General features: G+C 71.2%; 8 protein-coding genes. All 8 read left to right on the top strand.

Features of this window, described 5'->3' with window-relative positions:
* Positions 1 to 14: 14 nt before the first annotated feature.
* Positions 15 to 1,106, top strand: coding sequence for a sugar ABC transporter substrate-binding protein (locus tag JT721_RS14785; RefSeq protein WP_205474024.1), 1,092 nt, complete (start codon positions 15 to 17; stop codon positions 1,104 to 1,106).
* A gap of 62 nt (positions 1,107 to 1,168) precedes the next feature.
* A complete protein-coding gene (locus tag JT721_RS14780) occupies positions 1,169 to 2,116 on the top strand; it encodes an ABC transporter permease (protein WP_205474023.1) in 948 nt (315 codons plus the stop codon).
* Positions 2,113 to 3,675, top strand: a complete 1,563-nt coding sequence (locus JT721_RS14775; protein ID WP_205474022.1) for a sugar ABC transporter ATP-binding protein — start codon at positions 2,113 to 2,115, stop codon at positions 3,673 to 3,675. The genes JT721_RS14780 and JT721_RS14775 overlap by 4 nt, the downstream gene beginning before the upstream one ends.
* 2 nt (positions 3,676 to 3,677) lie before the next feature.
* A complete protein-coding gene (locus tag JT721_RS14770; RefSeq protein ID WP_205474021.1) occupies positions 3,678 to 4,673 on the top strand; it encodes an ABC transporter permease in 996 nt (331 codons plus the stop codon).
* A 77-nt stretch (positions 4,674 to 4,750) separates the two neighbouring features.
* Positions 4,751 to 6,244 (top strand): aldehyde dehydrogenase family protein, encoded by a 1,494-nt coding sequence (locus tag JT721_RS14765; RefSeq protein ID WP_205474020.1) that lies wholly within the window; start codon positions 4,751 to 4,753, stop codon positions 6,242 to 6,244.
* Positions 6,241 to 6,903, top strand: a complete 663-nt coding sequence (eda, locus tag JT721_RS14760; RefSeq protein WP_307828071.1) for a bifunctional 4-hydroxy-2-oxoglutarate aldolase/2-dehydro-3-deoxy-phosphogluconate aldolase — start codon at positions 6,241 to 6,243, stop codon at positions 6,901 to 6,903. The genes JT721_RS14765 and eda overlap by 4 nt, the downstream gene beginning before the upstream one ends.
* Positions 6,900 to 7,997: a sugar kinase gene (locus JT721_RS14755; RefSeq protein WP_205474019.1), complete on the top strand. Its 1,098-nt coding sequence runs from the start codon at positions 6,900 to 6,902 to the stop codon at positions 7,995 to 7,997. The genes eda and JT721_RS14755 overlap by 4 nt, the downstream gene beginning before the upstream one ends.
* Positions 7,998 to 8,451: 454 nt before the next feature.
* Positions 8,452 to 14,184: a LamG-like jellyroll fold domain-containing protein gene (locus tag JT721_RS14750; protein WP_307828070.1), complete on the top strand. Its 5,733-nt coding sequence runs from the start codon at positions 8,452 to 8,454 to the stop codon at positions 14,182 to 14,184.
* Positions 14,185 to 14,573: the final 389 nt, after the last annotated feature.

The raw sequence follows: 14,573 nt of genomic DNA, 5'->3' as shown, positions 1-14,573 counted from the left end.
AACGAGGATCGACGATGACCCGCATCACCCGCCCCGCTGTGGCGCTCGTCAGCATCTCGCTGGCTGCGCTCGCCTTCACGGCCTGCAGCGAGGAGTCCAACGCTGGTGACAACAACAACGGCTCCTCCGCCTCCGGCGCGTGCGACCCGTCCGACGTCAAGCTGGTCGGCCAGGTCCGCAACGAGTCCAACCCCTACGAGGCCTCCTGGCTCGACGGCGGCGACGAGTTCGCCGAGTCCGTCGGCCTGACCCAGGAGCGCCTGACCTACGACGGCGACTCGACCCGCCAGCAGGAGCAGATCAGCCAGCTGCTCGCCGGCGACACCGAGTGCCTGGTCATGAACATCCTGCCCAACGGCGACTCCGACACCCCGCCGATCGTCGAGGGCGCCGAGGAGGCCGGTGCCTTCCTGGTGACCCAGTGGAACAAGCCGGCCGACATGAACGTCACCGACTACGACCAGTGGCTCTCCCACATCACCTACAACGGCGTGGAGTCCGGCAAGCAGATCGGTGACGCGCTGGCCGAGGCCATCGGTGGCTCCGGCGGCATCGTCGCGCTGCAGGGCATCCTCGACACCGGTGCCGCGAAGGACCGGTTCGCCGGCCTCGAGGAGTCGCTGGCGGCCAACCCGGACGTCAAGCTGCTCGACGACCAGACCGCCAACTTCTCGCGCGCCGAGGCGCTCGACGTCACCAAGACGCTGCTGACCAAGCACGGTGACGAGCTCAAGGGCATCTGGGCCGCCAACGACGACATGGCCCTCGGTGCGCTCGAGGCGCTCCAGCAGGCCGGTCGCGACGACGTCGCCGTCGTCGGCATCGACGCCGTGCCGGACGCGCTCACCGCGATCCAGGACGGCACGATGACCGCCACCGTCTCGAGCGACGGCCCGTGGCAGGGCGGCATCGGCCTGGCCATCGGCTACTGCGTGGCCACCGGCGAGCTCTCCGTCGACGACATCGCCGACGAGGACCGCGCCTGGTACGCCGAGCAGTTCCTCATCCAGGAGGACAACGTCGCCGACTTCCTGACCCCGGCGACCGACGAGGCCGACTTCGACTGCGACAACGTCTTCAGCCGCTCGCAGGGCGCGATCTCGTGACCATGACATCCCCCGCCGAGGACGTTGACGTCGCCCCGGCGCGCCCCCAGCCTCGGCGGGGGGTGTCGTTCCGGGACGCTGGTCCCCCGATCGCCCTGGTCGTGATCTTCGGTGTCTTCGCGGCACTGAGCTCCGACTTCCGGACGATCAGCAACGTGCAGAACATCATGGACACGGCGGCGGTCCTCGCCGTCGTGGCCTGCGGCATCACCTTCGTGCTGATGATGGGGTCGATCGACCTCTCCGCCCCGGGGATCATGGGGGCGTCCGCGATCGCGGTCGCCCTCATGGTCGCCAACAACCGCAACGACAACGACCTCGGCCTGATCGGGGTCCTGGTGGCGGTGCTGCTGGCCGCGGCGCTCGGCTGCCTCAGCGGCCTGGCGCTGGTGCTGCTCAAGGTGCCGTCGTTCATGACCACCCTGGGGGTCTCGGCCGTGGGCCTCGGCGTCGCGACGCTCATGTTCGCCGGCGTCCAGCCCAACATCTCCGACGCCATGCTCGAGGGCTGGGCGGTGGAGCGCTTCCTCGGCTTCGCCTACCTCACCTGGATCGCCGCCGGCTGCGTGCTGCTCGGCTACCTGGTGCAGCGCTACTCGCGGCTGGGCCGCTACGCGTTCGCCATCGGCGGCGCGGAGGAGGTGCTGTCGCTCTCGGGGGTCAAGGTGGCGCCGTACAAGGTCGCCGTGTTCACCCTGGCCGGCGCGTTCTACGGGCTGGCCGGCGTGATGGTGACCAGCCAGCTCGGCGCCGGCCTCGTGCAGGCCGGCAAGGGCTACGACTTCGCCGCCATCACCGCCGCCGTCGTCGGCGGCACCCTGCTCACCGGTGGCCGCGGCGGCGTGCTGCACTCGGTCGTCGGCGTGCTGCTGGTCACGGTGCTCGTCAACGGCCTGGTCCAGGTCGGCGTGAGCCCGTACTGGCAGGGCGGCGTGCAGGGCCTCATCGTCGTCGCCGCGGTCGCCGCCGCGGTCCTACCGCAGCGCCGAAGGAACCAGGTGACCAAGTGACCACAGATCTGCAGAGAGAGGTCGAGGTGCCGGCCCCCGGCTCGGTGCCAGCCCTCGAGGTGCGCGGCCTCGTCAAGCACTACCCGGGCGTCAAGGCGCTCGACGGCGTCGACCTCGTCGTCCGCCAGCACGAGGTGCTCGGCCTGGCCGGCGAGAACGGCGCCGGCAAGTCCACGCTGCTCAAGGCGCTGGTCGGGCTGGTCAAGCCCGACGCCGGCGAGATCTGGGTGCGTGGCGAGAAGGTCCGCCTCCGCAGCGTCGTCGAGGCGGCCGACCACGGCATCGGCATGGTGTTCCAGGAGCAGTCGCTGGTGCCCAACCTGACCGCGGCCGAGAACATCGTGCTCGGCTCGGAGGGCCCGGGCGTGCGCCGCGGCATCTACCGCTGGGACACCATGCGCAAGCTGGCCCAGGAGCAGCTCGACAAGATCGGGTCCCACATCGACCCGCTGGCCCGCACCGACACGCTGTCCTTCGCCGACCGGCAGATGGTCGAGATCGCCAAGGTGCTGCGGATCGAGCAGCGCACCCAGCACCCGCCGGTGATCATCCTCGACGAGCCCACCTCGGTGCTGGAGTCGAAGGAGATCGAGACCCTCTTCACCCAGGTGCGCCGGCTGCGCGAGTTCGCCTCGGTCGTGTTCGTCTCCCACCGCCTCGACGAGGTGCTCGACGTCTGCGACCGGGTGAGCGTGCTGCGCGGCGGCCAGTCGGTGGGCGAGGTGCCCACCGCCGGCGCGCTGCCGGCCGAGCTGCACCGGATGATGATCGGCTCCACCGGCTCCGACGACCACTACCACGACACCGCCGCGGTGCGGACCGAGGAGCCGTTGCCGCCGATGCTGTCGGTGCGCGGCATGTCGAGCAGCACCTTCCGCGACGTCGACCTCGACGTCCGGGCGGGCGAGATCGTCGGCATCGTCGGCGTCCACGGCTCCGGCCGCGAGGACGTCTGCCGTGCACTGTTCGGCGCCGAGCCGATCTCCGCCGGAGAGGTCACCCTCGACGGCAGGAAGCTCGACCTCTCCAGCACCCGCGCCGCCTGTGCGGCCGGGATCGGCTACGTGCCGGCGGAGCGCAAGATCGAGGGCATGGTCGGCCCGATGTCGGTCGCCGAGAACATGACCCTGACCAAGCAGAAGTCGCGCTGCGCCGGGCCGATCGTGGTGCCGAGCAAGCAGGCATCGCTGGTCGACCGGTGGATCGAGCGGCTCTCGATCCGCACCCCCCACCGGGGCACCGCCATCCAGCGACTGTCCGGTGGCAACCAGCAGAAGGTCGTGCTGGCCCGGTGGCTGGTCGCCGGCGACATCCGCCTGCTGCTGCTCGACCACCCGACCCGCGGCCTCGACATCGGCGCCCGCTCGGAGGTCTACCGCCTGATGCGCGAGCTGGCCAACAGCGGGGTCGCCACCGTGCTGCTCGCCGACAGCCTCGAGGAGGCGATCGGCATGTCCGACCGGATCCTGGTGATGAGCGACGGCCGCGTGACCAAGGAGGTGGCCTGCCCCTCCGGGAGCAAGCCGACCCCGCTCGACCTCGTCAAGGAGATGGTCTAGCCATGAGCACCCCCGTCATCGCCAAGCCGGTCGCCGACGCGGCGGCGGTCAAGGGCGGCGCGACGGTCGGCCAGCGGCTGACGTCGTTCATGCCGGTGATCGCGCTGGTCACGCTGCTGGCCGCGCTCACGATCGCCGACCCCGACTTCCTGACCCAGCGCAGCCTGACGGCCGCGGTGCGCACGTCGGCCCCGCTGGTCGTGCTCGCCGCGGGCGCCACCCTGGTGGTGCTGTGCGGAGGCATCGACCTGTCGATCGCCGCGCTCTGCTCGTTGTCGACGGTCTTCTTCGCGATGTGGCTGCCCGACCTGGGCGGCCTCACCACCCTCGCGGTGATCGCGGCCGCGGGCGCGATCGGTGCGGTGCAGGGGCTCGCCCACGTGACGCTCCGCATCCCGTCGTTCATCGTCACGCTGGGCGGGATGAGCATCTTCTCGGCCGTGGCACTGGTGATCTCCGACGCCGGCCCGATCCGGATCGTCGACCGCGACGCCACCAAGTGGCTGACCCTCTACGTCGGCGGCTACCTGCCGATGGCCTTCGTCGTGGCCGTGATCGTGGTGGCCGTGGTCGCCCTGGTGCTGAAGCTGACGCCGCTGCACAGCTACATCACCGCCACGGGCTACTCGGAGTCCGCCGCCCGGCTGGCCGGCACGCCGGTCGACCTGGTCAAGGTGGGCGCGTTCACCGTGTCCGGCGCCTGTGCCGGGCTGGCCGCGGTCATGCTGGTCTCCCGCAACTTCAGCGGCAGCCCCACCATGGCCGACAACCTGCTGCTCCCTGCGGTCGCGGCCATCGTGGTCGGCGGCACCGCCATCACCGGCGGTCACGGCAGCATCTGGCGCTCGCTCGTCGGTGCGCTCGTGATCACCCTGCTCCGGGTCGGCCTGCCGATCGTCGGTGTGCCGTCGGCCTGGGAGCAGATCCTCTACGGCGCGATCATCGTCGTCGCCGTCGCCCTCACCCTGGACCGATCGAAGGTGTTGATCATCAAGTAGCCGTCCCCGAGGCATCTCCTCCAGCACCAAGCAGCACCAGCCCCGTATCCGAATCCGCACGTCCCTGGAAGGCACCCATGTCCGAGAGCACCACCACCCTCCTGCCCTCCGTCCAGTCGTTCCTGTCCTCACCCAAGCAGCTGCTCATCGACGGCGAGTGGGTGGACGCGAAGGACGGCCAGACCTTCGACACGGTCAACCCCGCGACCGAGGAGGTCCTCGTCAAGGTCGCGCAGGCCTCCGCCGTCGACGCCGACCGTGCCGTCGTGGCCGCCCGCAACGCCTTCGAGTCCGGCTCGCCGTGGTCGCGGATGAGCCCGCGCGAGCGCTCGCACCTGCTGTGGCGCATCGGCGACATGATCGACGAGCGCGCCGAGGAGTTCGCCCAGCTCGAGTCGCTCGACAACGGCAAGAGCCTGGCCTCCGCCCGCGGCGACGTGGGCGTCGCCGCCGAGCTGTTCCGCTACTTCGCGGGCTGGGCCACCAAGATGGAGGGCACCACCATCCCGATGTCGGTGCCCGGCCGCGAGTTCCACGCCTACACCCGGCGCGAGGCCATCGGTGTCGTCGCCGGCATCGTGCCGTGGAACTTCCCGCTGACGATGGCCTGCTTCAAGGTCATCCCGTCGATCACCGCCGGCAACACCGTGGTGCTCAAGCCCGCCGAGCAGACCCCGCTCACCGCGCTGCGCCTCGGCGAGCTGCTGCTCGAGGCCGGCGTCCCGGCCGGCGTCGTCAACGTGCTCCCCGGCTTCGGCGACGCGGGCGCGGCGCTGGTCGACCACGCGGGCGTCGACAAGGTGGCCTTCACCGGCAGCACCGAGGTCGGCAAGAAGATCGCCGCGGGTGCGTCGAAGAACCTCAAGAAGGTCTCCCTCGAGCTCGGCGGCAAGGCGCCCAACATCATCTTCGCGGACGCCGACCTCGACGCCGCGATCGCCGGTGCGGCCCTGGCCGGCTACTTCAACGAGGGCCAGTGCTGCGTCAACGGCTCGCGCCTCTACGTCCAGCGCGAGGTCTTCGACCAGGTCATCGAGGGCGTCGCCGCGGCGGCCCGGTCGATCCGGGTCGGCGACGCGTTCGACCCGGCGACCACCATGGGCCCGCTGGTCTCGCAGGAGCAGCACGAGAAGGTCATGGGCTACGTCCGGGGCGCGGTCTCCGACGGCGCGACCCTGGCCGCCGGCAGCGCCGACCCGGCCGCCGACCGCGGCTACTTCTTCTCGCCGACGCTGATCACCGACGTCACCGAGCAGATGGCCGTGCAGACCGACGAGATCTTCGGCCCGGTCATCACCGCGATCCCGTTCGACACCGAGGACGAGGTCGTCGCGGCCGCCAACAACACCGTCTACGGCCTCGCCGCGGGCGTGTGGTCCAAGGACCTCGGCACCGCACACCGGGTCGGCTCCAAGCTGCGCGCCGGCACGGTGTGGCTGAACACCTGGCACGCCGACGACGTCACGCTGCCGCGCGGTGGCTACAAGCAGTCGGGTTGGGGTCGTGAGCTCGGGTCGTTCGGACTGGACGACTACACCGAGCTCAAGACCGTCATCGCCGAGCTCCGGTGACCGCCACCGAGGTCCTGAGGGGGCACCGGGTCGTCCCGGTCGTCGTCCTCGACGAGCCCGAGCGGGCCGACGACCTCGGTGCGGCGCTGGTCGCCGGCGGGCTGCCGGTCGCGGAGGTCACCTTCCGCGTGCCGGCGGCCGCCGCGGTGCTCGGCCGCCTGGCCGAGCGCGGCGACCTGGTGGTGGGGGCCGGCACGGTCCTCACCACCGAGCAGGTCGACCAGGCCCACGGGGCGGGAGCGCGCTTCGTGGTCTCGCCCGGCCTGAGCGCCGACGTCGTACGCCGCTGCCAGGAGCTCGGGCTCCCGGTGATCCCCGGCGTCAGCACCGCCACCGAGCTCATGCAGGCTCTCACCCTGGGGCTGGACACCGTGAAGTTCTTCCCGGCGGAGGCCTGCGGCGGACTCGGTGCCGTCAAGGCGCTGGCGGCGGCGTTCCCCCAGGTGCGGTTCGTGCCCACCGGCGGGATCACCGCCGAGACCGCCCCGACCTACCTGGCCCACCGCGCGGTCGCCGCCGTCGGCGGCAGCTGGATGGTGGCGCCGGACCTGCTCGCCGGCGGCCGCTGGGACGAGGTGGAGGCGCGGTGCGCCACCACCGTCGCCGCCCTGGCCCCCTCCGCCACCCCCACCTCCGTAGCCCAAGGAGCCCCGGCATGATCCAGACCCGTCCCGCCAGCGAGTGCGAGCTCGACATCGTCGCGCTCGGTGAGGTCATGCTGCGGCTCGACCCGGGGGAGGGCCGGGTGCGCACCGCGCGCCGGTTCGAGGCCTGGGAGGGCGGCGGCGAGTACAACGTCGCCCGCGGCATGCGCAAGGTCTTCGGCCTGCGCGCCGGCGTGGTCACCGCCCTCGCGGACAACGAGGTGGGCCGACTCGTCGAGAACCTGATCATGCAGGGCGGCGTCGACACCTCGATGATCCGCTGGGTGAAGTACGACGGCATCGGGCGCACCGTCCGCAACGGCCTCAACTTCACCGAGCGCGGCTTCGGCGTGCGCGGCGCGCTCGGGGTGTCCGACCGGGCCAACACAGCGATCGCCCAGATGACGCCCGGCACCGTCGACTGGGACGACTTGTTCGGCCGCCGCGGGGTGCGCTGGCTGCACACCGGCGGCATCTTCGCCGGACTGTCCGAGAACGCCGCCCAGGTGGCCGAGGAGGCGATGGCCGCCGCGCAGAAGCACGGCACCGTCGTCTCGTTCGACCTCAACTACCGGCCCAGCCTGTGGGCCGGCATCGGGGGCAGCGAGTACGCCCGCGACGTCAACACCCGCCTGGCCAGCCACGTGGACGTGATGATCGGCAACGAGGAGGACTTCACCGCCTCCCTCGGCTTCGAGGTCGCCCACGTCGACGAGAACCTCAGCAGCCTGCCGATCGACAGCTTCGCGACCATGGTCGGCACCGTGGCCGAGAAGATGCCGTGGCTCTCGGTCGTGGCGACCACGCTGCGCACGGTCCACACGGCCAGCGACAACGACTGGCAGGCGATCGCCTGGTCGCCCGAGACCGGCGTGCTGTCGTCGGTCGCGCGCGACCACCTCGCGATCTTCGACCGCGTGGGTGGCGGCGACGGCTTCGCCTCGGGCCTGGTCTACGGCCTGCTCGAGGGCGAGGACCTGCAGACCAGCCTCGAGCTGGGCGCCGCACACGGCGCCCTGGCCATGACCACGCCGGGGGACACGTCGATGGTGACCGCCGACGAGGTCCGCTCGCTGGCAGGGGGCGGGAGCGCCCGCGTCCGCCGCTGACCGCCTCGCCCCCGAAGGGCGACCCCGCAGCAGCTGCCGGTGGTGGTGCCGGCAGTGCCCTGTCCACGCCGTCGGCCCGGCTCCCGCACCCGGGGGCCGGACCGACGGCGCGGACGACCGGCCGGCCAGGGCGACGGGAACCTCGTCGCCCGACCGGCCAGCCTCCGGGTCCTCGCCGACCCGGGCCCGGCCGCCGAGCCGGCCCAGCCGATCTGGCGGCCCGCGCGCCCATCCCCTCGCGCCGCTCCCCCGAGGTGCACGCCCGTTGTGTTCACGTCCGTGAACAGAACGCAGAAATTGTTCACAAATCTGGATCAGGTTCTTGCACATGTGTGACGGGCGCCATAGCGTCCGGGGCAAGAGACGGTCGGTGCGACCTGGCCGACCCCTCGGAGCCGAGCCGATCCGAGCCCGAGACAAGGGATCCCGCATGAAGCCACGCAGATCAGTCCGCGTGCGTACGCCGCATCGCCTCCGGCGATGGGTCACGCACCTCACCGCGCTGGCGGTCGCACCGGCCCTCGCGCTGCCGATCATGGCCGCGACCGCCGCTCCCGCCTCCGCAGCGGATGACGAGAACCTGCGCGTCATCCTCTTCTACAAGTCCGAGTTCCACGCCTCGCACGTGCAGGCGCGCCAGGCCGTGAACGAGCTGGCCGCCGAGCTGGCGACCCAGTACGGCAAGACCCTCCAGGTCCAGGAGACCAACCAGGCCTCGGCGTTCACGACCGAGAACCTGGCCACCGCCGACGCGGTGGTCTTCGCGCAGACCGGTGGGGTGCTGTTCAACGAGGCGCAGCGCGCCGCGCTCGAGACCTACATCCGCGGTGGCGGCGGCTACATGGGCCTCCACTACGCCGGCTGGTCGGTCGGGCAGAGCGAGCACGACGTCAACCCGTTCTACCTGCGTCTCGTGGGCGCCATGTCCGAGGGCCACCCGGAGAACCCGGGCGTCCGGCCGGGTCGCGTGGTCAACAACGACCCGACCCACCCCCTCGCCGCGGGCCTGCCGGCCGAGATCAACCGCAGCGACGAGTGGTACGACTGGACCGTCAACCCCGCCCCCAACGTGCGGACGATCCTCTCGGCCGACGAGAGCTCCTACCAGAGCCTCGGCCGCCAGGGCACCACGCACCCGATCACCTGGTGCCAGCAGATCGACAGCGGTCGGTCCTGGTACACGGGCATGGGGCACGAGGGCACGGCGTACAGCGAGCCCTTCATCCGCACCCAGATGAAGAACGGCCTGGCCTACTCCGCCGGTCTCCTGCCGGCCGACTGCTCGCCGCCGGAGAAGGACGTCGAGGGCTCGTGGAGCGGGGTCACCCCGTGGCCGCTCATGCCCATCAACGCGGCGCTGACCTCCGACGGCAAGGTGCAGTCGTTCGGCTCGGTCGTCTACGGCGGCACCGACACGACCCCCTACGACTGGACCGGCAACAGCGCGGTCTCCCAGGGCGGCCAGTTCGAGATCGACGTGTGGGACCCGGCCCAGCCGCGGACCCTGGCGAACGTCCTCGACGGCGTCCTGCCCAACACCACCTACACCGACCTCTTCTGCTCGATGCAGGTGCAGAACCCCCACCGTCGCTCGACGATGACCATCGGCGGTGACGACGGTCTCGGCTCCAACGACCCCGTCAACGCCTCGATCGGCGTCACGAGCTACAAGACCAACTCCGGGCTGCGCAACGAGGCCCCGATGAACTTCCCGCGCTGGTACCCGACCGGCACGACCATGCCCAACGGCGACGTCGTCGTGCAGGGCGGCAGTGTGCGCGGCGTCGCGGGGCCGGGCGTGCACACGCCCGAGGTCTACCGCCCCAACGAGGGCAACGGCTGGAAGGCGCTCACCGGCGCGACCAGCTCGGCCGCGTACGGCGACGGCCCGGTCGACAACGCCGGCCCGGTGGACGAGAACCGCTGGTGGTACCCCCGGGCCTTCGTCTCGCCCGCCGACGGCAAGCTGTTCAACATCAGCGGCACCGGCATGTTCACCCTCGACCCGGCCGGCAACGGCGGCAACGGTGAGCTGACCATGCTCGGCAACCTGCCGGCCGCGGCCGCCAACCAGGCCGCCCTCGGCCGTCCCGTCGGGGCGACCTCGACCGCCGCGATGTACCGGCCGGGCAAGATCCTCCAGGCCGGTGGCGGCGCGTGGGACAACGGCGGCGGCGGCAACGGCGCGCGAGCGGCGTTCACCGTCGACATCACCGGTGGCTCCGCCACCCCGGTGGTCGAGGCGACCAACCCGATGAAGCACGGGCGCCACTGGGGCACCGCGACGATCCTGCCCGACGGCGACGTGATGGTCACCGGCGGCAGCCGAGGCAACAACAACAACGACGGCTACGTCACCAACGCCGAGATCTGGGACCCCGACACCGAGGTCTGGACCGAGGTCAAGGTGCCCTACGAGCACGCCCGGCTCTACCACTCGACCGCGCTGCTCCTGCCCGACGGTCGGGTGATGATCGGCGGCGGCGGTGCCCCGGGCCCGCGCAACTACACCGACGTGGAGTACTACTCCCCGGCGTACCTCTTCGACGGTGACCAGCCGGCCACCCGCCCGGTGATCACGCAGGCGCCGCGCAACATCGGCTACAACGGCACCTTCGGGATCAAGGCCAACGGTCCGGTCTCGCGCGTCACCCTGGTCCGCAACGGCTCGGTGACCCACGGGTTCAACAACGACCAGAACTTCCAGGACCTGGAGTTCACGCAGGCCAACGGCTCGCAGGACGTGACGATCACCGCCCCCTCGAACGGCAACTTCGCGCCTCCCGGTGCCTACATGCTGTTCGTCTGGAACGCCGACGGCACGCCCTCGGTCGCCAAGATCGTCAACATCGACCCGGCCGTGAAGATGGACCAGCGCAGCCCGCAGGTCGTCGACCAGTTCGAGTACCCGCGGATGCCCACCGAGTGGAAGGGCGCCAACCCGCCCGGCGTCGTCGACGTGCCGGCCAACGGCGGCCGGATGTCGCCGTGGACCGTCAACAGCGGCGTCCAGCTGGTGCGCGGCAACCAGCCCAGCCAGGGCGGCCTCGGCGTGGTGGGCTACCACCTCGGCCTCGGCAACGCCGGCAGCATCGAGCGCCCGATCACCGGGCTCCAGGCGGGCAAGGAGTACCGGCTCTCGCTGCGCTACGCCCGCGACAGCCGCACCGCCGGCACCGAGCCGGCCGCGGCCCAGCTGAAGGTCGGCGACCTCGACACCACGATCACCGCCGGCCCCGAGATGCCGTCGCAGAGCGGCCGGGCGGTCACGTTCGGCACCCTGGTGACGACGTTCACCGCCGACGCGAAGTCCGAGACCCTCTCGCTGGTGGGTTCGGGTGCCGGCGCCGGCCTGATGGTCGACGACCTGGTCATCACCCCGCTCGAGGCCGGGCTGGAGGACGTCCCGGTGCACTACGAGCTCGACGAGGGCTCCGGCACCACGGCGGCTAACTCGGGCACCGACGCCTCGGTGGGTGACGCCGTGCTGACCGGCACCACGGGCTGGTCGGAGGAGGGCATCTACGACGGTGCCGTCGACCTGAAGGGTGGCGCCACCGCCAACGCGGTGGACCTGCCGGACAACCTGCTCCAGAACGCGACCGACTTCACGACGTCGTTCTGGGTCAAGCCGCGGGCGCTCACCCACTGGGCCGGGCTGTTCCACATCGGCAGCGGCTTCGAGGGCGCTGGCAGCTTCTTCCAGATCCAGACCCAGACGCAGGCCCGCAACCCGGGCGCGTCGGGCCTGGCGGCGACGTTCAAGAAGAAGGGCAGCACGCTCGAGGAGCGGATCTACGCCACCCCGACCAAGGACATCGCGCTCAACCAGTGGAACCACGTCGCGTTCACGCGCACCGGTTCGACCGGCACGCTGTTCCTCAACGGTGAGCAGATCGCCCAGCGCACGGACCTGACGCTGACGATGACCGACGTCGGACCCACCGAGAACAACTGGCTGGGCCGCAACGGGTTCAACGACACGCCGTTCAACGGCCTGATGGACGACGTCCGGGTCTACACGACCGCGCTGGCGCCGGCCGACATCGGGTCCATGTACGCCGAGGGCTCGGCGCAGAACACGACGACGACCGTCTCGGTCGCGCCGGCCTCGCCCTCGCCGTTCAACGAGCCGGTCACGGTCTCGGCGACCGTCGAGGACCCGGGCGGGGTCGGTGCCGACGGCACCGCCGAGCTCTGGGTCGACGGTGCGCGGGTCGGCACCCCGGTCGACGTGACCGACGGTGTCGTCGAGTTCCCGGGCGTCACGCTCGAGCCCGGCGAGCACGAGATCGAGGTGCGCTTCACGGCGGCCGAGGGCTTCCGCGACTCGGTGGGCACGACGCAGCACGAGGTCGAGCGTCCGCCGCCGCCGCGGGGCATCCCCGTGCACGTCCGCTTCGACGAGGGCTCGGGCACGACCGCGGCCAACAGTGGCACCAACACCGCGATCGGCGAGTCGGTGCTGCAGAACCAGGTGGGCTGGAGCCAGGACGGGAAGTTCGGCTCGGCAGTGAACCTGCCGGGTGGCGACGCCGCCAGCGGCAACCACGTCAAGCTGCCCAACAACATCGACGCCGGTCTCACCGACGAGTTCACGGTGTCGGTGTGGGCCAAGCCGGACGCGCTGCCCAACTGGACGTCGCTGGTGCAGATCGGCAGCAGCACGGACACGTTCTTCCTGCTGCAGTCGTCGACGCAGGTCACCGGTAGCAACACCGGCTTCGCCGCGACGTTCAAGGCGCCGGGCAACCCGACGCAGGAGCGGCTCGTGCTCGGGTCGGGCAACGACCTGCCGCTCAACGCCTGGACGCACGTCGTGTTCACGCTGCGTGGCTCGGTCGGCAAGATCTACTTCAACGGCGAGCTCAAGGGCACCCGCAACGACTTCACCCTCGACCTGGGTGACGTGGGGGTCAACGGCAACACCGTCGCCAACATGGTCGGCGGCACCAGCTGGGGCGACGGACGTTGGGACGGAGTCGTCGACGACTTCCGCCTCTACGGGCACGAGATGTCGGCCAGCCAGGTCGAGGACCTCTACGAGGCGCCGGAGTACAACGCGTTCCCGCGGGTCGTCGACGACACCTACGAGGCCGTGCAGGACGAGGTCCTCGAGGTCGACGCGCCGGGCGTGCTCGACAACGACTCCGACGTCGAGGACGACGCCTTCACGGCGACCGTCGCCGACGGCCCCGACCACGGCGAGCTGACGCTCGACGCGGACGGCGGGTTCACCTACACCCCCGACGCCGGCTACACCGGCACGGACACGTTCACCTACACGGCGAACGACGGTGCACCCTCGGAGCCGGCCACGGTCACGATCACCGTCTCGGAGCCGCCCAACACGGCCCCGGTCGCGGTGGCGGACGCCTACTCGACCCCGGCGGGCACGCCCCTCGAGGTCACGGCGCCCGGTCTGCTGGCCAACGACACCGACGTCGAGGGCGACCCCCTCACGTCGACCGACGTGACGCAGGCAGCGCACGGCGAGGTCGTGCTCGGCTCGAACGGGTCGTTCAGCTACACGCCGGACGCCGGCTACGTCGGTCCCGACTCGTTCACCTACCGGGCGAACGACGGCACCGCCAGCTCCGCACCGGCGACGGTGAGCATCACCGTGACCAAGGCGGCCACCACCGTCTCGGGCACCGCCGGGACCTTCACCTACGGCAAGGCCGGCTCCGTGTCGGTCACCGTGACCCCGGCCGCGGCCGGGGGCCAGGCGGAGGTGCTGCTGGGGACCCGCTTCATCGCGAAGGCCACGGTGGCGCAGGGCAAGGCCACGATCGCCCTGCCGGCCAGGTCGCTCGTGCCCGGCACCCACCGGCTCACGCTGCGCTACGTCGGCAGCGAGACCCACGCGACCTCGTCGTCCACGGTGTCGGTGACGGTCAAGAAGGTGACGCCGGCCCTCAAGGTCAAGGCACCCAAGAAGGTCAAGAAGGGCAAGCGCGCCACCGTCAAGGTGTCGCTCACCGCCCCGGACCGGGTGCCCGTGACCGGCAAGGTGACGGTGACGGTGAAGGGCAAGAAGTTCACCCGCACCATCAAGAACGGCAAGCTGACGCTGAAGCTGCCCAAGGCGGCCAAGGTCGGCAAGCTCAAGGTGAAGGTGGCCTACGCAGGTAGCCCCCTCGCCACCGGGGTGACGAAGACGGTCACCATCAAGGTCAAGCGCTAGCACGACCGACGAACGCGGGCCCGGAGGAGCTTCTCCTCCGGGCCCGCTTCGTCGTCCTGGTGCTTGGTGGAGCAGCGCGCGCCAGCGAGCGTCGTCGAGACCCGGTGAGCCGAACGCCGGGCGCTGGTCGAGGTGCGAGGAGCCCTGGCGACGAGCCTCGAGACCCAGTGAGCCGACCGTTCTCCGTAACGGGCGACTCCGGGGACCGGGCTCGGGTGGGTGCTGACTGCGGCGGGTGTGATCCGGGGCGCGGGTGACTGTTGGGTGGGGCGGGGGTGCCGCGCGTTGGGGGGCACTGCGGCTGCTGCGCGCCGGGCGTCGTTCGGCACTCGTTGCCGTGTCGCCGGACGCTGCTGTCTTGTTCCCCGGCTGGTCAGCGGCGCCACGCC

Origin of the sequence: Nocardioides sp. SYSU D00038 (assembly GCF_016924665.1) — a bacterium.
In the GTDB taxonomy this organism is placed as follows: domain Bacteria; phylum Actinomycetota; class Actinomycetes; order Propionibacteriales; family Nocardioidaceae; genus Nocardioides.
The sequence above is the reverse complement of the archived record's forward strand: the minus strand, read 5'-3'. Positions and strand labels throughout refer to the sequence as shown.